At 71.5% G+C, this 18,065-nt stretch carries 12 protein-coding genes; 7 read left to right on the top strand and 5 right to left on the bottom strand.

Features of this window, described 5'->3' with window-relative positions; all coding sequences use genetic code 11:
* Positions 1-188: 188 nt before the first annotated feature.
* From ACTHK2_RS17695 to ACTHK2_RS17670, 6 genes are all read left to right on the top strand, one after another.
* The gene (locus ACTHK2_RS17695) at positions 189-629 is read left to right on the top strand and encodes an energy transducer TonB (protein WP_440247060.1); all 441 of its coding nucleotides are present in this window, start codon (positions 189-191) and stop codon (positions 627-629) included.
* Between the two features lie 74 nt (positions 630-703).
* Entirely contained in the window at positions 704-3,682 is a 2,979-nt protein-coding gene (locus ACTHK2_RS17690) for a WD40 repeat domain-containing serine/threonine protein kinase (protein ID WP_440247059.1), read from the top strand.
* Positions 3,683-3,707: 25 nt separating this feature from the next.
* Complete coding sequence (locus tag ACTHK2_RS17685) at positions 3,708-4,736, top strand: hypothetical protein (RefSeq protein ID WP_440247058.1); 1,029 nt, start codon at positions 3,708-3,710, stop codon at positions 4,734-4,736.
* Positions 4,737-4,875: 139 nt separating this feature from the next.
* Positions 4,876-5,886, top strand: coding sequence for a class I fructose-bisphosphate aldolase (locus ACTHK2_RS17680; protein WP_440247057.1), 1,011 nt, complete (start codon positions 4,876-4,878; stop codon positions 5,884-5,886).
* 121 nt (positions 5,887-6,007) lie between these two features.
* Positions 6,008-6,718, top strand: a complete 711-nt coding sequence (locus tag ACTHK2_RS17675) for an aspartate/glutamate racemase family protein (protein ID WP_440247056.1) — start codon at positions 6,008-6,010, stop codon at positions 6,716-6,718.
* Positions 6,719-6,812: 94 nt separating this feature from the next.
* Positions 6,813-9,542: a protein kinase domain-containing protein gene (locus ACTHK2_RS17670; RefSeq protein WP_440247055.1), complete on the top strand. Its 2,730-nt coding sequence runs from the start codon at positions 6,813-6,815 to the stop codon at positions 9,540-9,542.
* A gap of 71 nt (positions 9,543-9,613) precedes the next feature.
* Here ACTHK2_RS17670 and cysK read toward each other — a convergent pair whose 3' ends face one another.
* Together cysK and cysG are read right to left on the bottom strand one after the other, a co-directional pair.
* Entirely contained in the window at positions 9,614-10,570 is a 957-nt protein-coding gene (gene cysK / locus ACTHK2_RS17665; RefSeq protein WP_440247054.1) for a cysteine synthase A, read from the bottom strand.
* 62 nt (positions 10,571-10,632) lie between these two features.
* Positions 10,633-12,105, bottom strand: coding sequence for a siroheme synthase CysG (gene cysG / locus ACTHK2_RS17660; RefSeq protein WP_440247053.1), 1,473 nt, complete (start codon positions 12,103-12,105; stop codon positions 10,633-10,635).
* Positions 12,106-12,427: 322 nt separating this feature from the next.
* On the opposite strand from cysG, the gene ACTHK2_RS17655 reads away from it, so the two are divergent.
* Positions 12,428-13,417, top strand: a complete 990-nt coding sequence (locus ACTHK2_RS17655) for a LysR substrate-binding domain-containing protein (protein ID WP_440247052.1) — start codon at positions 12,428-12,430, stop codon at positions 13,415-13,417.
* 47 nt (positions 13,418-13,464) lie between these two features.
* Here the strand turns inward: ACTHK2_RS17655 and ACTHK2_RS17650 are convergent, their stop codons facing one another.
* From ACTHK2_RS17650 to ACTHK2_RS17640, 3 genes are all read right to left on the bottom strand, one after another.
* Positions 13,465-14,187 carry a phosphoadenylyl-sulfate reductase gene (locus ACTHK2_RS17650; RefSeq protein WP_440247051.1) on the bottom strand — a complete coding sequence of 241 codons (723 nt, stop codon included), beginning with the start codon at positions 14,185-14,187 and terminating at the stop codon, positions 13,465-13,467.
* Positions 14,184-15,935, bottom strand: coding sequence for an assimilatory sulfite reductase (NADPH) hemoprotein subunit (cysI, locus tag ACTHK2_RS17645; protein WP_440247050.1), 1,752 nt, complete (start codon positions 15,933-15,935; stop codon positions 14,184-14,186). The genes ACTHK2_RS17650 and cysI overlap by 4 nt, the downstream gene beginning before the upstream one ends.
* A gap of 216 nt (positions 15,936-16,151) precedes the next feature.
* Positions 16,152-17,972, bottom strand: a complete 1,821-nt coding sequence (locus ACTHK2_RS17640) for an assimilatory sulfite reductase (NADPH) flavoprotein subunit (protein ID WP_440247049.1) — start codon at positions 17,970-17,972, stop codon at positions 16,152-16,154.
* Positions 17,973-18,065 lie beyond the last annotated feature (93 nt).

The following is an 18,065-nucleotide window of genomic DNA, read 5'->3' as shown; positions in this document are numbered from 1 at the left end:
GCGCGTTTCATCCAGCGAGGGAGAGGGCATCGCAGCCGAAGCCGCTCCGGCATAGGGACGACATAGGCGACCGTTGCTCCCGCAGCCGCCCGCTCCTCCGCGGGAGCGCCGCTAAGCGCGATGCGTTCAGCCCAGCCCTCGCCCCGATCGGCGTAAACTGCATCATCGATCGCACAGGAGGTTGCGTCATGCTGCGTGCCGTTCCGTTCGCCGCCCTCGCGCTGTTCAGCGCCACCGTCTTCGCGCAATCGGATGCACCGCCGCGCGTGGTCGTGCCGGACAAGCTGGCGGGCTACTGGGCGCTGGTGAACGCGTCGGTCGAGGCGGACGTGCCGATCATGGCGCGCAACATCAGCTCGCCCGGCTGCGCCGCGGTGTCGTTCGTGGTCGAGAAGGACGGCCGCACGAGCACGATCAAGGTGCAGCGCGTCGTGCCCGCGGGCGATCTCGCCAAGGTCGCGACGAGCATGGCGACCAACATGCGCTTCGAGCCGACCGTGACGAATGCGGGTCGCGACCGCGTGTTCAGCTGGCTCATCTTCCCGTTCAACGCGCCGACCGACCCGGCGGCGCGCACCGCGGTCATGCAGCAGTGCCAGATCGACAAGCTCGGCTGGAACGACCGCTGACGCCCACGCGCGCGCATTGACGCGCGCCGCGCGAAGCCAGCACCATGCGCCATCGCTGAGGGGGCGGTCGAGCGATGGACTTCCGGATATGCACCGGCTGCGGCCTCGCCATGGGTGCCGGCGCCGCGCGCTGCTCGCGCTGCGGCGGCAGCCCGGCGCCCGCGGATGCGCGTGCCTTCATCGGCCAGGCATTCGGCAAGTACGCACTCGTCGAACTCATCGGTGAAGGCGGCATGGGCGTGGTGCTGAGAGGCCGCCACGTCGCACTCGGCCATCCGGTCGCGGTCAAGCTGCTGCAACCCGGCCTCGGCGACGCCGCGTTCCGCGAGCGCTTCCTGCGCGAGGCGCGACTGCTCGCGGGGCTGCGCCATCCGGGCATCGTGGAGGTGCACGATTTCGACGTGTCGCCTGGCGACGTGCCGTACTACGTCATGGAATACCTCGAAGGCGAGAGCCTCGCCGCCGAGATCGCGCGTTCGCCGCAAGGGCTGCCGATCGCGCGCGTGATGGCGATCGTGCGCGGGATCGTTGCCGCGCTCGCCCACGCGCATGCGCGCGACATCGTGCACAGGGACCTCAAGCCCGACAATGTGTTCCTCGCGCACGGCGCGGGCCACGAGCAGGTCAAGCTGCTCGACTTCGGCATCGCACGCGTGCTCGAGGACGACGCCGCCGCGACGCGCCTGACCCAGGTCGGGCACGTGATCGGCACGCCGCAGTACTTCGCGCCGGAGCAGTTCTACGGCTATCCGGTCACGCTCGCGACGGACCAGTACGCGCTCGCGCTGATCGTCGCCGAGATGCTGCGCGGCTCGCCGCTGCGCAGCGGCCGCAGTTTCAGCGAGATCAGCCTCGATGGCCTCACGCGTGCGCCTGCGACGATGACCGCGGAGCTGCCCCGCGACACGCCGCCGGCGATCTCCGCGGCGCTGGCGCTCGCGCTCGCGGTCGATCCGGCGCAGCGCCATGCCGATGTCGGCGCGTTCCTGCTCGCACTCGAACGCGATGCGCGCGTCGACGTCGCGACGCGGCCGGCGCCGGCGCGGGCGATCGCGGCGACGATCGCGCGCGCGCCGCCGCGTCCGCGGTGGCGGTTCCTGTCCGGCGTGGCCGCTGCGGCGGTGCTCGCATCGGCCCTCGCCGTGGGGCCGTGGCGATCGCCTGCGCCGGCGCCGTCCGTCGCGGCGCCGGCGGACGTGTCGCCGGCGCGCGGATGGCTGCGTGAGCGCGCGAGCTACGGCGTGCCGGTCGATGCGCGCAGCGTGCTCGCGCGCCGCGACGACGTCGCGGTGCTCGCCTCCGCCGACGGCTGGTACCTGCGCCCCCTGCACGCGGACGTCGAGGCGAGCCGCGTCGTGCTCCCGCACGGACAGCGCCTACTCGGCGCGCTCGAAGAAGGACTCCTCGCAGTCGCGACGGAGGATGCGCTGCAGGCGATCGATCCCGTGAGCGCGCAGGCGACCCTGCTCGCCCGCCTGCCGAAGGAGCTCGCGGGCGACGCGATCGTGCGCGTCTCGCCGGATGCGCGTACCGTCGTCGCGGCATCCGCCCGCGACCTCGTGCTGTGGCGGCGAGACGGCGAGCGGTTGCAGCACACGGCGCGCGTCGCCGATGCGGCCGGCGCGCCGGCGATCGCGCTGTCGCGCCGCTGGCTCGCGCTCGTGGATGCGACGGGCGCGCGCGTTCGCGTGCTGCGCACGAGCGACGGCACGGTCGTGCTCGAACACGCGCTCGATCTCGGCGCGGTACGGGACCTCGCCCTGCTCGACGCGCCGCCGCGACTCGCGGTCGCCGGGCGCGAGCCCGAGATCGACGTCTTCGCGCTCGACGGAAGCGCACCGATGCGCGCCTCGCCCGTGCAGCGCGGCGCGCAGTCATTGGCGTGGCTGGCCGACGCGCCGACCCTGGTCGTCGCCGGCGAAGCAGGCGTGCGCCTGTGGCGCGACGGTGCCTTCCTCGAAGAAATCCATGGCGCGCCGGCAAGCACACCTGCCGCGCTGCAGGCCGGCGGCGCCGGCGTGCTGTTGCTCGACGGCGCCGCGCACCGCCTGGCGCAGCTCGACTACGGCGTGCTGCCGGTCGCGCAGCGCGTCGATCTCGGCAAGACCGAGAGCTGGGCCGTGCACGTGGACGCCGTGCGGCATGCCGTATACGTCGGTTCCAGTGACGGCGTCGTGTACGCGGTCGAGGGAGGCAAGGTCGTCCCGCACGCGTTGCACGCGGACGGCGTCACCGCGCTCGCGGGTGACGCGGACCACCTCGCGAGCGCATCCGACGACCGCACGTTGGCGATCTGGAACCTGCCCGCGATGGACGTGCGCTGGCGCTCGCGCGGCCACGACTACCTCGTCAACCAGATCGCCCTGCTCGGCCCGTCGCTGTGGTCGAGTTCCTCCGACGGCACGCTCAAGCGCTGGCGCTGGCCGTCGCTCGACGAGGAAGAGACGCTGGACCTGCGCGCGCTCACGGCGACGCCGGACTTGCGCCTGCATGCGTTCTGGATCGCACGTGACAGGCGCCGCGGCCTGGTCGGCACCTGGAACCATCGCCTCGTCGAACTCGAGCGAGGCGACGGCGGCGACTGGTCCGCGCGTGCGCATGCGATCGACAGCGAGGCCGGCTATCACCTGCTCGAACTCGAAAAGGTCCGCATCGTGCTCGTCGAAGGCGCCGATCCGACGCGGCTGTACGCGTGGGATACCGACACGCGCCGCCTGCTGGCGCTGCCCGATTTCGGCCACCGCCTGTGGACGCTCACGAGTGACGGCCACGGCGGCGCATTCGCTGCAGGGCGCGGTGCGGTGCTGCGCTACGTGATTGCACGCAGCGCCGACGGTGCGCTGCACCTGCGCGTCGAAGCGGCAGTGCGCAGCGACCTCGGCGATCTCACGGCCGCGGAATTCGACGCGACCGCCGACCGGCTCTGGCTCGCCGATTCGGGCGGCCACCTCCTCGCGCTGGAAGCGTTCCGACTGCCACTCGTCGTACTCTACGAGGGGCCACTGGTCGACGATGCGGCTGCGCCTGCCGGTAGTCGCCTGCGCGCTGACTGAACGAACGGATGCCGGGAAGGATTCCATGACCGCACGACCTTTCGCCCACCCATCGCGCGTGCTCGCGCCCCTCCTCGCATGCTGCGCGGCCTTCGCCGGCATGCCCGCGAAGGCCGTGCCGGTCGAGGTGCTGTCATCCTGGCAGGCCGCACACATCGACATCGTCGTCGACGTCGACGGCAAGCCGGCCTGTACCCTGCGCGGTGACAACGGTGGCGGCGCCGAACGCAGCGTGATGTGCCGCTTCGAGCTCGCGCCCGGGCCGCACGCGCTGCGTGCGCATGGCGAGTACGTGCTGCGCGGCGACGGCAAGGGCCGCGCGCGCAAGGGCGAGCAGGCGATCGCGTTGCTCGATTTCGCGCCCGCCGCGGCCACGCTTACGAAGAACGGCCGGCCGTTCGGCGAACGCGTCGCCGCGTTCATCGAGGCGACCCAGGCATTCGCCCGCGAGCACGACGTCGCGATCCATCTCGAGGCCGGCAAGCCGGTCGGCGCGGCGGAGCTCGATCGTGCGCGCCAGCGCCTCGGCTTCGACCTTCCGGCGGATTTCCTCTCCATGCAGCGCACGGTCGGGGCGATCACGATCGGCGACCATTCGATGACGTCGGCCGACCACCTGCGCGACGCCTACAGCGCGATCCTCAAGGACTGGGGCACGCCGGCGGAAGCAATGCAGGAGGACTACTCGCCGAAGATGCAGGAGCTGCTGAAATCGAGCACGCTGCTGTTCACCGAGGTCGGCGACGGCCTCGGCGGCCTGCTGTACCGGCCGCCGCCCACCAAGGCCTGCGGGGCCGGGGGCATCTACTACTGGACTTCGCAGGAAGGCGGTGACGAGAACCTCTCGGCGAATGGCGCCTGTCCGGATTTCGCCGGCGCGTTCCGCTGGCTCGTCGAGGCGTTCGTGATCGGCGAGCTCGCCGACGAGCTTGCCGACGAGCACGGCAGCGTCCTCGTCGACACCTCGACCGGCACGCAGGCGCTCGCGCTCGAGCTCGCCGACGGCGATGCGTTCGGCGTCGCCTTCGCGCGGCAATGGCAGTCGCCGCACTGAGCGCGAGCGGCCTGAACGGTTCCGGGCGGGCAGCACCTGCGGCGGAACTGACCTATAATCCCCGCCCCTGAAAATCACTCCGCCCGGCCGGTTGATCCAGCGGCCGCGGCCTCCTTTCGTTTCGTCACGGAGCCGTTTGATGAGTATCGAAGAGCTTGAAAGCGTCGCCCAGGCGATGGTGGCACCGGGCAAGGGCATCATCGCGATCGACGAGTCCACCGCCACGATCAAGAAGCGCTTCGACTCGGTCAACGTGCCGAACACCGAAGAAAACCGTCGCGCCTACCGCGAGATGCTGCTGACCGCGCCGAAGCTCGGCGAGCACATCTCCGGCGCGATCCTTTACGACGAGACGATCCGCCAGGCGACCAAGGCCGGCGTGCCGTTCACCAAGATCATGATGGACGCGGGCATCCTGCCCGGCATCAAGGTCGACATCGGCGCCAAGCCGCTCGCCGGCTTCCCGGGCGAACTCGTCACCGAAGGCCTCGATGGCCTGCGCGAGCGCCTCGCCGAATACGCCAAGCTCGGCGCGAAGTTCGCCAAGTGGCGCGCGGTCATCACGATCGGCGAGGACACGCCGAGCGGCACCTGCATCGAGGCGAACTCGCATGCGCTCGCACGCTACGCCGCGCTGTGCCAGGAAGCGGGCATCGTGCCGATGGTCGAGCCCGAAGTGCTGATGGACGGCGACCACGACATCGACGTCTGCTACGAAGTCACCGAAGCGACGCTGCGCTCGCTGTTCGGCGCGCTGTACGAGCAGAACGTGCTGCTCGAAGGCACGATCCTCAAGGCGAGCATGGTCGTCTCCGGCAAGGACTGCGCGGACCAGGCGGACGTCGACACCGTCGCCGAGGCGACCGTGCGCTGCCTCAAGTCGGCGGTGCCGGCGACGCTGCCGGGCATCGTGTTCCTCTCCGGCGGCCAGAGCGACGAGCAGGCGACCGCGCACCTCAACGCGATGAACCAGATGGGCCCGCACCCGTGGCCGCTGTCGTTCTCCTACGGCCGTGCGATGCAGACCGCCGCGCTGCAGCTGTGGGCGAAGGACATGCAGGCCAACTTCAAGGCCGCGCAGGACATGGTCGTGCTGCGCGCGAAGCAGAACGGCCTCGCCGCGCTCGGCCAATGGAAGAAGGTGGCGTGACGCCGCGCGATCCGGTGGATCGCGTCGGGGATACGGAAACGGGCGCTGCGGCGCCCGTTTTCTTTGGTGGTGATGGGCATGCCGCGATGGACGCGGCCCCTGCGCTGGAGACGATGCGCCAATGAAGACGATGGGCCTGATCGGCGGCATGAGCTGGGAATCGACCGCCGTCTACTACCGCCTCGTCAATGAAGGCGTGAAGCAACGTCTCGGCGGGCTGCATTCGGCCAGGCTCGTGCTCCACAGCGTCGACTTCGACGCGATCGAACGGCTGCAGCATGCAGGGGACTGGGGCGCCGCGGGCGCGGCACTCGCACAGGCGGCGCAGTCGCTCGAACGCGCGGGCGCCGACTTCGTCGTGCTCTGCACGAACACGATGCACAAGGTCGCGGCCGCGATCGAGGCCGCTGTCGCGATTCCGTTGCTGCATATCGCCGATCCGACCGCGACCGCGATCAAGGCCGCCGGCGCCCGGCGTGTCGGCCTGCTCGGCACGCGCTTCACGATGGAGCAGGCGTTCTATCGCGACCGCCTGCGCGCGCACGGGCTCGACGTGCTCGTGCCCGGCGACGCCGCGGTCGAACGCGTGCATCGCGTGATCTATGACGAACTCTGCCTCGGTATCGTGCGCGACGATTCGCGCGCGGCCTACCGCGACATCATGCGCGAGCTCGTCGGAGACGGCGCCGAGGCGATCATCCTCGGTTGCACCGAGATCGCCCTGCTCGTCGGCGCGACCGATGCGACGGTGCCGTTGTTCGACACGACCGCGCTGCACGCGCAGGCCGCGGTCGACGCCGCGCTCGCCGGCGAGGCGCGCACGCAGGGATAGCGGATCCGGCGGCGTGGGGGAAAGTCCCCGTACGCGGTGGCGCGCGGCCGTGGCAGGCTCTCCGGCGATGCCGGCGGCGAGGGGGCGGGCGGCGATGGACAAGCAGGCGTGGGAACGCATGCGCGCGCTGTTCGAGCGCGCGCTCGAGCTGCACGCGGACGAGCGCGAACGCTTCCTCGACGACGCCTGCGCGGGGGACGAGGCGATGCGGTGCGAGGTCGAGGCGCTGCTGCGTGCCGACGCGGCGGCCGCGGCGACCGGGCTCGCCGCCGCGACGCCGGATCTGGTCGAGGCGTTCGGCGAACGTGAGCACGCGCGCGACGCGTGGATCGGGCGGCGCGTCGGCGTCTGGCGGCTGCTGCGCGAACTCGGCCGCGGCGGCATGGGCGCGGTCTACCTCGCCGAGCGCGACGACGGCGAGTACGTGCAGCAGGCCGCGGTCAAGCTCATGCGCGGCGGCTGGGCGGGCGAGACGCTGTCGCATCGCTTCCGCGCCGAACGGCAGATCCTCGCAACGTTGAATCATCCGAACATCGCGCGCCTGCTCGACGGCGGCGTCGACGACGAGGGGCGGCCCTTCCTCGCGCTCGAATACGTGGACGGCAGTACGCTCGCGGCGCACTGTGACGCGCACCGCCTCGGCATCGGTGAACGACTCGCGCTGTTCCTCGCCGTATGCGACGCGGTTGCCTACGCGCATCGCAACCTCGTCGTGCATCGCGACCTCAAGCCCTCGAACATCCTCGTCGACGCGCAGGGACACGTGAAGCTCCTCGACTTCGGCATCGCGCGCCTGCTCGACGCGGGCGACGCCGCGGCGACGGCGACCGCGCTGCGCATGTTCACGCCCGAGTACGCGGCGCCCGAGCAGATCCAGGGGCACCCGGTCACGACCGGTGTCGACGTGCACGCGCTCGGCCTGCTGTTGTACGAACTCCTGACCGGCCGGCGCCCGTACGACGCGACCGGCGCCTCGCCGGCCGCCTACGAACAGGCGATCCTCACCGCCGAGCCGCTGCGGCCGTCGCGCGCGGTCACCCAGCCGGATGCCCGCAGCGCCGCGCTCGCGCAGGTGCGCAGCCTGCAGCCGTCCGCGCTGCGCGCGCGCCTGCGCGGCGACCTCGACGCGATCGTGCTGAAGGCATTGCGCAAGGAGCCGGCGCAGCGCTATGCGAGCGTCGAGGCGATGGCCGCCGACGTCGCCGCCTACCTCGCGCATGCGCCGGTGAAAGCGCGGCGCGGCAACGTCTCGTATCGGCTCGCGCGCTTCGTGCGCCGGCACGCGCTCGCCGCGGGCCTCGCGACGGTCGCCGCGATCTCGCTCGTCGCCGGGCTCGGCGCGGCCCTGTGGCAGGCGCGCATCGCGCGCGAGCAGCGCGACGTGGCGCAGCTCGAGGCGCGCAACTCGGCCGCCGTCGTCGACTTCCTCACCGGCGTGTTCGCCGGGGCGGACCCGGCCAACACCGACGGTCACGACCCCGCCGCGAGCGAACTGCTCGCCAACGGTGTCGCCGGCATCGACGCGCAGACCGACATCGATCCGGCCACGCGGTCGGCCCTGCTCGGCGCGATGGCGCGCGCGCATTCGGGCCTTGGCGATGGCCGGCGCGTGCAGGACCTCATGCAGCGTTCGCTCGCCGAGGCCGAGCGCAGCGGCGATGCACGCGCGCTCGTGCGCGCGCACATGGGCCTCGCCTATGCGTACTCGAACAACAGCCGCTACGAGGACACGCTCGAACACTACGGCATCGCGCGCCGCTTGATCCTCGAGCGCGGCATCGATGATCCGCTGATGCTCGCGCACGTCGATGCCTCGACCGGCAACGCGCTCAACAACCTCGATCGCGACCGCGAGGCGTGGGACTATCTCGAGCGCGCCTACACGGTGCGGCTGGAGCGCGAAGGCGCGGTGTCGGAGGACGTCGCGCAGATGCTGCCGGTGTCAGTGGTCGTGCTGAAAGGTCTCGGCCGCGGCGAGGAAGCGGTCGCGCTCGCCGAGGCGAGCTATCGCGCGACGAAAGGCGCCGACATCCCGCTCGCGCGCCGTGCGCTGATCGCGCATGCCTACTCGCTCGCACTCGGACACATGCAGCGCTACGCCGAGGCGGAGCAGCTCTGTCGCGAAGCACTCGACCTCGCCGAGCGCGTCTACGGCAAGGGCGACCCGCGCACCGTACCGGCGCAGATCAGCTGGGGGGTGTCGTTGCGCAACCTCGAGCGCTTCGCCGAGTCCGCGGCCGTGATGGACCAGGTGCTCGCGATCGAGCGTCGCCATCTCGCACCCGACCATCGGCGCGTCGCCGACATCCTCGTCAACGTCGGTGCCAGCCACACGCTCGCGGGTGATGCACGAAACGCGGTGGCGTACCTCGAGGAGAGTCTCGCGATCTCGCAGCGGCGGAACGAAATGTCCGGTCGCACCGCCGCGCGGGCGAGCGCCGCACTGGCCAAGGCGCTCGAGGAATCGGGCGATGACGAGCGCGCGCTCGACGTCGCGTCCAAAGCGATGGCGTATACCGAAGGCGCGAAGGCGCGCCTCACGGGCGCGCCTGGTGCGGCGGTACGCACGCAACATGCGCGCCTGCTGCTGCGGCTCGGGCGCATGCCGCCGGACTGTGCCCCGGCGCAGGCGGCGCTGTCCGCCGACGGCGCCGCGCCGGCCGTGCGCGTGGAAGCGACGATCCTTGCCGCGTCGTGTGCGTCCGCGAATGGCCGCGCGGACGAGGCGGAGCGCCTGCTCGCACCCTTGCCGCCCGACGCGGCCGCGACCAAGGACCTCAGCACCTACGCACGCGACGCGTTGCAGCGGCTGCGCGCGCGGTAGAGCAAGCACGTTGCAGGAGCATCCCGGGAGCAGCTTCAGCCGCGATGCTCGGCAGCCCTCGGCCCCGCCTCTCATCCCAGCCCCGCCAGCCATTCCTCGTCCGATCCCTCATTGACGCCCTCGAACAGGAACGTCGACAGATAGCGTTCGCCGGTATCGGGCAGCATCGCGAGCAGCACCGAGCCCTGCGGCGCGGACTCCGCGACCTTGAGCGCCGCGGCGAGCGTGGCGCCCGAAGAGATGCCGACGAAGATGCCTTCTTCGGCCGCGAGGCGGCGCGCGGTGTCACGTGCGACGACGTCGTCGACCGGCTCGATCGCGTGCGCGACCTTGCGGTCGAGCACCTCGGGCACGAAGTCGGGGGTCCAGCCCTGGATCTTGTGCGGCTTCCACTCGTTGCCGGACAGCAACGCCGCGCCGGCCGGTTCACTCGCGACGATCTTCACCTCGGGTCGCGCTGCGCGCAGCACCTCGCCGACGCCGGTGAGCGTGCCGCCCGTGCCCCAGCCGGTCACGAAGTAGTCGAGGCGGCGGCCGGCGAAATCGCGCAGGACCTCCGCCGCGGTCGTCTGGCGGTGGTAGGCGGGGTTGGCCGGGTTCTGGAACTGCCGCGCGAGGAACCAGCCGTGCTTCTTCGCCAGTTCCTCGGCCTTGCGCACCATGCCGCTGCCGCGCTCCGCCGCCGGCGTGAGGATCACCTTCGCGCCGTACGCGCGCATGAGCTTGCGGCGCTCGATCGAGAACGTCTCGGTCATGATCGCGACGAACTTGTAGCCGCGCGCAGCCGCGACCATCGCGAGCGCGACGCCGGTATTGCCCGAGGTCGCCTCGATGATCGTGTCGCCGGGCTTGAGCAGGCCCTTCCGCTCGGCGTCCAGGATGATCGCAATCGCGAGGCGGTCCTTGACCGAACCGCCGGGATTGAACGCCTCGACCTTCACGTACAGATCGACGTGCTCGGGGGCGAGGCGATGCAGCTTGACGACCGGCGTGCGGCCGATGGTGTCGAGAATGCTGTCGTGGATCATGGGGAGTCCTCAGGGTTCGGTGCGGTCCGGCAATGAACGCCGAAAGGTCCGCGAGCTTGACATCAGGCCGCGTGCCGCAGCGACGGGCCGGGTGCGCCACCGAGCGGCGGCGTGCCGTACCAGTGCAGGGTCCGGGCGAGTGCGGCGACCTCGCCGAGGATCAGCAGCGCCGGCGTGCGTACTCTGTGCGCGTTCGCGAGTTCCGGCAACTGGTTGAGCGTTCCGGCGATGACGCGCTGCGTTTCGGTTGAGCCGTTCTCGACCAGCGCGAACGGCGTCGCCGCCGCACGGCCGTGCGCGAGCAGGCGCTCGCGCAGCGTCTCGAGCCCGGCCACGCCCATGTAGACGGCGAGCGTTTGCCGTTCCTGCGCGAGCGCGCGCCAGTCGAGCATGTCGAGCGAATCGCGGCAGTGCGCGGTGACGAAACGCACCGACTGCGCGTGCGCGCGATGGGTCAATGGCACGCCCGCGTAGGCGGCGCAGGCGAGCGCGGCGGTGATGCCCGGCACGACTTCGTACCCGATGCCGTGCGCGCGCAGGAATTCGAGTTCCTCGCCCCCGCGGCCGAACACGAACGGATCGCCACCCTTGAGCCGCACGACGCGGCGGCCCGCGCGTGCATGTTCGAGCAGCAGCGCATGGATGCGCTCCTGCGCGGTCGAGTGCGCGCCGCCGGTCTTGCCGACCTCGATCATCGTCGCGTCGCGACGCGCGAGCGCGAGCACGCCGGGCCCGACGAGGCGGTCGTGCAGGATCACGTCCGCTTCGTTGAGCGCGCGCAGCGCCTTCAGCGTGAGCAGGCCCGGATCGCCGGGACCGGCGCCGACGAGCGCGACCGAACCTGCGATCGGCGCGGCCGGCGCCTGCACGGCCGCTTCGAAAGCCGCTTCGGCGAGCGCGGGCTGGTGCTTGCGCAGGAGGTCCGCGACGGCCCCCCCGAACAGCGACGAGTAGAAGCGCCGGCGCGCCGCCGGCTCGGGATGGCGCGCGCGGATGCGCGCGCGAAAGCGTGCGGCGAGCGCCGCCAGCGGCCCGAGCGCGTCGTCGAGCATCGTCTCGAGCCGTTCGCGCAGCAGGCGTGCGAGCATCGGCGCGGCGCCGCCCGAGGAGATCGCGACCTGCAGCGGCGCGCGGTCGACCACCGCCGGCACGTGGAAGCTCGACAGCGTCCCGTCGTCGACGACGTTGACGAACACGCGCCGCCGCTGCGCCGCCGCGGCAATCCGGCGATTCAGCGCGCCGTCGCTCGTCGCGACGATGACGAGCCAGTAGCCGGAAGGCTCGTCGCCTCCGTTGGATTTCTCGCCGCCGGGGGATACTTCATCGAGCCACTCGTCGGCGTAGCGTGCCGCGACGTGGCGGATGCGTGCATGCGCGGCGAGTGCAGCAAGCGTGGGTTCGAGCGCGGGCGCCACGACCGTGACCGCCGCGCCAGCGCGCAGCAGCCCATCGATCTTGCGCGCCGCGACGGCACCGCCGCCGACGACGAGGACGGCGCGTTGGCGCAGGTCGGCGAATAGTGGATACAGCGACATGGCGACGTACGCAAGGACGGCGGGACAGGCTAGGGCGAGGGCCGACGCCGCGGAAATGACCCGGCCCGCGGCGCTTATGACGGCCGGTCATGTCGCAGGACCGGGCGCGGTGACCGCCCGCGAACGCCATTTTGGACGGATAGACTTCCAAACGGGGCTCGGGTAGGCTGCGCGATCCGCGCCCAGCGCGCCACGCAACCGAGTCCCAGGAGCCGACCATGAAATTCCCGAAGTCCAAGGCCATGTTCAAGGCGATGTGTTGCCCGACCACGATCATCGACTCGACCCATCGCCGACACAGGCCGCCCGTGGACTCACCGACATGACGCTGACCCAGCTGCGTTACCTCATCGCCATCGCCGATTCCGGCCTCAACATCACCCTCGCCGCCGAGCGCGTCCACGCGACCCAGCCCGGCCTCAGCAAGCAGCTCAAGCAACTCGAGGAAGAACTCGGCTTCTCCCTCTTCACGCGGCGCGGCAAGAGCCTCGAAGCGATCACCGCCGCCGGCGCGCAGGTGATCGAGCGCGCCCGCATCATCCAGTCCGAAGCCGCGAACATCCGCGCACTCGCCGCCAACCTGCGCAACGAGGCGCAGGGCGAATTGCGCATCGCGACCACCCATACGCAGGCGCGCTACGCGCTGCCGGCCGCGATCGCCGCGTTGCATCGCCGCTATCCGGAAGTCGGCGTGCACCTGCAGCCGGGCGGCGATGCCGAGATCCTGGAACTCCTCGATCACGGCCAGAGCGATCTCGCGATCGTGTCGACCGCCGGGGCGCCACCGTCCGCGGGCCTCGCCTTGCCGGTCTATCGCTGGGATCGCGTCGTGCTCGTGCCGCACGCGCATGCGCTCGCGAAACTCGGCCGGGCGCCGACCCTTGCCGACCTCGCCGCGCATCCGCTGGTCAGCTACGAGTCCTCGCTCAAGCCCGAATCGTCGCTGCGCCGCGCCTTCGGCGACGCGGGCCTGCCGCTGCGCCTCGCGTTCACCGCGCGCGATGCCGACCTCATCCGCACCTACGTCGGCGCGGGACTCGGTGTCGGCGTGCTCGCGGAGATGGCGCTCGATCCCGCCGATCGCGAGGTCGTCGGCCTTCCGATCGATGGCCTGCTGCCGACCTGTACGACCTGGATCGTGCTGCGCCGCGATCGTGTGCTGCGCGAGTACGCGCTCGAGTTCATCGCGCGCCTCGCGCCGCACCTCGATCGTCGCGACGTGCGCCGCGCGTTCGACCACGGCATCGCGGTCGACGAATGGCCGGTGCCGCCGCGCTGGCGCGACCTCGATCCCGCCCGGCTCGCCGCCTGAGCCGGCCGTCGCCGCGCGCGTGCGCGCGCGGTGACGGGCCTCGGGCCTCAGATTTCGAGGTGCAGGCCGCACTCGCGCTTGAGGCCGAAGAAGCGCGTGTCGTCCGCGCTCATGCCCGGTTCCCAGCGATGCGTCGTGTGCACGTCGCCGATCGACACGTAGCCCTCGTCCCACAGCGGGTGGTACGGCAGCCCGTACTGCGCCAGGTAGCGGCCGACGTCGCGGTCGCTCCAGTCGGCGATCGGGTGTGCCTTCCAGCGGCCGTTGCGCAACTCCAGGAAATTCGTGCCGGCGCGGCTCGCCGCCTGCGCGCGGCGCAAGCCGGCGAACCAGGTACGCGCGCCGAGTTCGTCGAGCGCGCGCTGCATCGGTTCGACCTTGCGCAGGCGGTTGTAGCGCTCGATGCCGTCGAGGCCCTGTTCCCACAGGCGGCCGTGGCGCGCTTCCATCCATGCGATGCCGATCTGCGGCCGGTACACCTTGAGGTTGAGGCCGAGGCGATCGGTCAGCGCGTCGGCGAAACGGTAGGTTTCCGGGAACAGGTAGCCGGTGTCGATGAGGATGACCGGCACCTCGCGTCGCCGGCTCGTGACGAGATGCAGGCTCGCCGCGGCCTGCGCGCCGAAGCTCGACGACAGCACGTGCGCACCGGGCAGCGTGTCGAGCATCCACTCGACCCGTGCCGCGGCATCCTGCCGCGACAGCCAGCGGTTGAGGTCGGCGAGCGCGCGCGCGTCTTCGGCGGCGCTGACGATGTCGGGCGCGATCATGCGATCACCTCGGAGGGAATGCGCGGCGCCGGCGCGAGGATGCCGGTGCGCAGGACGAAGTCGCCGAAGCCCTCGTCCTTAATGCGATCGGCGGCATAGCGCGCGAGCAGCAGGTCGAGCGCGTCGACGATCTCGGTTTCGGCGATGTTCTCGCGAAAGACACGATTGAGCCTTCGCCCGGCGAAGTCGGCACCGAGGCGCAGGTCGTAGCGCCCCGGCCCGCGCCCGACCAGCGCGATCTCGCCCAGATAAGGCCGCGAGCAGCCGTTCGGGCAGCCGGACACGCGCAGGACGATCGGCGCGTCGGCAAGCCCGTGCGCATCGAGACGGCGTTCGATCTTCGCCAGCAGGTCCGGCAGGTAGCGTTCCGCCTCGGCCATCGCGAGGCCGCAGGTCGGCAGCGCGACGCAGGCGATCGCATGGCGGCGGATCGCGCTGCCGCGGCGCCAGCCGTCGAGGCCGTGGCGCGTGACGAGTGCATCGACCGCCGCGCGCCGTGCGTCGTCGACGTTGGCCACGACGAGGTTCTGGTTGCAGGTGAGGCGGAACTCGAGCGCCGAATCCGCCTGCGCGTGCGCCGCGGCGAGCTCGCGCAACCCGCTGAGCCACGCCTGGCCGTCGCGATCCACGATGCGGCCGGCTTCGACCTGCAGCGTGAGATGCCAGCGGCCATCGCCGCCTCGGATCCAGCCATGCCGGTCGCCGTTGTGCTCGAAGCGGAACGCGCGCGCGGGTGCGAGCGCGAAGCCGAGGCGGCGTTCGAGCTCGGCGACGAACGCACCGAGGCCGCGGTGGTCGATCGTGTACTTGAGCCGCGCGTGCTTGCGCTCGGCGCGGTTGCCCCAGTCGCGCTGCACGCCGATCACGTGTTCGGCGAGCGCGAGCACCTCGCCCGGCGTGACGAACCCGATCACGTCGGCGAGGCGCGGATACGTGGTCGGGTCGCCGTGCGTCGCGCCCATGCCGCCGCCGATCGCGACGTCGAAGCCGGCGAGCACGCCGTCCTCGACGATCGCGATGAAGCCGAGGTCCTGCGCGAACACGTCGACATCGTTGGTCGGCGGCACCGCGATGCCGATCTTGAACTTGCGCGGCAGGTAGGTCGCGCCGTAGAGCGGCTCGACATCGTCGGTGCCGGCGACGCGCGTCATCGCGCGCGCGTCGCCGTCGGCGCCTGACGTCGCGTCGTTCGGCATCTCGTCGAGCCAGATCTCGTGATAGGCGCGCGTCTTCGGCAGCAGGTGTTCGGACAGGCGCTTGGCCCACGCATACGCCTCGGCGTGCGCGGCCGATTCGACCGGGTTGGCCGACGCGACGACCGTGCGGTTGACGTCGCCGCACGCGGCGATCGTGTCGGCGAGGCTCGCGTTGATCGCCGCGATCGTCGCCTTGAGGTCGCGCTTGATCACGCCGTGCCACTGGAACGTCTGGCGCGTGGTGATGCGCAGGCTGCCGTTGGCGTAGGTGCGCGCGATCGCATCGAACGCGAGCCATTGCGCGGGCGTCACCACGCCGCCCGGGAGGCGCGCGCGGATCATGAATGCATGGGCCGGCTCGAGTTTCTGCCGGCGGCGTTCGTCGCGCAGGTCGCGATCGTCCTGCTGGTAGCTGCCGTGGAACTTGAGCAGCTTGTTGTCCGATTCGCTGATCGCGCCCGTCACGGGGTCGGCGAGGCTGGCGGCGAGCGTGCCGCGCAGGTGGCGGCTGCCGGCCTTGATGCGTTCGAGTTCGGAGAGGGCGATGGGCATGGGATTGGGTGATCTCGGGTCGGAACGCGCGGCCGCTGCGGCCGCGATGGGCTTCACGGGGGCATCGGTCGACACGCACACGGCAGCGGCGTCGAGCTCGCGACGATCGCGGCCGAAGCCGCTCCCGCGGAATCGAGGCCGGACGCGAGGGACTTCGGCCCGACGCGATCGAAGCTGGGCGGGAGCGGCTTCAGCCGCGATGGTTCCGCGCGATCCTCAGTACACATCGCGCGCATAGCGTCCGTCCTCGGCAAGCTGAAGCAGGCGCTCCTCGGCGCGTTCGCGGTCCATGCCGCCCTGCTCGACGAAGACGTCGACGAGCGCCGCGTGCACGTCCTTCGCCATGCGCGTCGCGTCGCCGCACACGTAAAGGTGCGCGCCGCCGTCGAGCCAGGCGTAGAGGTCGCGGCCGTGCTCGCGCAGTCGGTCCTGCACGTACGAGCGTGCGCCGTCGCGCGACCAGGCGAGATCGAGGCGATGGAGGCTGCCCTCGCGCAGGGCCTCCTGCCATTCGACCTGGTAGAGGAACTCGCTGCGGAAATGACGGTTACCGAACACCAGCCAGTGGCGGCCGCGCGCGCCGATCTCGCGACGCTCCTGCAGGAAGCCGCGGAACGGCGCGACGCCGGTGCCGGGCCCGATCATGACGATGTCGCGCGCGGCGTCCGCCGGCAGCCTGAACCGCTCGTTCGGTTCGACGTAGACCGGCACGTGCGTATCGTCGCCGGCCTGCGCGAGGAAATGCGATGCGGCGCCGGCATGGCGTGTGCCGAACGCGTCGTAAGCGACCACGCCGACGGTGAGATGCGCTTCGTCGCCGACCGCTTTGCGGCTCGACGCGATCGAGTACAGCCGCGGCGCGAGCGGGCGCAACGCGGCGACGAGGCCGTGTGAGTCCCACGCGGCGGGATGCTCGCGCAGGAGGTCGATCGGCTGGTGGCTCGCCATCAGTGCGGCGAGCGCTTCGCGGCGGTCGGGGGCGAGCAGGCGGTTGAGTTCGCTGCTGCGCGCGCGCTCGGCGAGCTCGGCGACGAACGGGCGCGCGAGGCGCGTGATCTCGCGTTCGCGCGCAAGCCAGTCGCGCAGCGCGAGCGTGCGGCCGTCGTGGCCGACCGCCGCGTCGCCGTCGAGGCCGGTCGCTTCGAGCACGGCGCGGACGAGAACCGGCGGATTGGTCGGCCATATGCCGAGCGCGTCGCCGGGCTCGTAGGCGAGGCCGGCGCCGGCGAGCGACAGCTCGATGGGGCGGACGTCGCGCGCGCTCGCGCGCGCGACGATGCGTTGGTTCGCCAGCAGCGCGGCCGCGAACGGCCGCGCCCGCGTCCATTCGCTGGCGGGGGCAAGGGGCGCGGCCGCACGCAGCGGCGTGACGGTGGCGCTGCGCGTGGCCGGCTTGAGGGCTTCGCGTGCAAGCTCGAGCGCGCGCGCGAGCCACGGCGTCGCGACCGTCTCGATGTCGACGTCGGCTTCGCCGCTCTCGAGCAGGCGCACCGCGCCGAGCTCGGCCAGGCGCGCATCGACGCGGCGGCCGATCGCGCAGAATTGCGGATAGCTCGAATCGCCGAGCGCGAGCACGGCATAGCGCAGTTCGGCGAGTCCGGGCGCGCGCTTGCCGGACAGGAATTCGACGAAACCGCGTGCGTCGTCGGGCGGATCGCCGTCGCCCTGGGTGCTGATGACGATGACGAGCAGGCGTTCGACCCCGAGTTCGCGCAGTGGGTATGCACCCGCACGGACGAGGCGAACAGCGAGACCGGCCGCTTCGGCGTCGCGCGCGAGCTGATCGGCGAGGCGGCGGGCGTTGCCGGTCTGGCTGCCGTAGACGACCGTCAGGCGTGCCTGTGCGAGTGCGTCGCGTGCGGCCGTCGCGGCCGGCTGCGGCAGCGCGCAGTGGCTGCGCGCGAGCGCGGCGGCGTAGCCCGACAGCCACCACAACGCGGGCGCGTCGAGGCCCTCGAGCAGGCGCAGTGCCGCGGCGGACTTCTCCTCGGGCAGCGGCACGATCGGCAGGGGCGGCACGGCGGACACGGCTTCCATCCATCTGGACGTCCAAACGTCCACGAGCCGGCGATGCTAGGCTCCGCCGCGACGGCGCGGAAAGAACGTATTGTCATGGGCATATTCGCGGCC

The sequence above is a fragment of the Dokdonella sp. genome (assembly GCF_051958935.1).
In the GTDB taxonomy this organism is placed as follows: domain Bacteria; phylum Pseudomonadota; class Gammaproteobacteria; order Xanthomonadales; family Rhodanobacteraceae; genus Dokdonella_A.
Note: the sequence above shows the minus strand (reverse complement) of the source record. Positions and strands in the feature narration are given on the sequence as shown.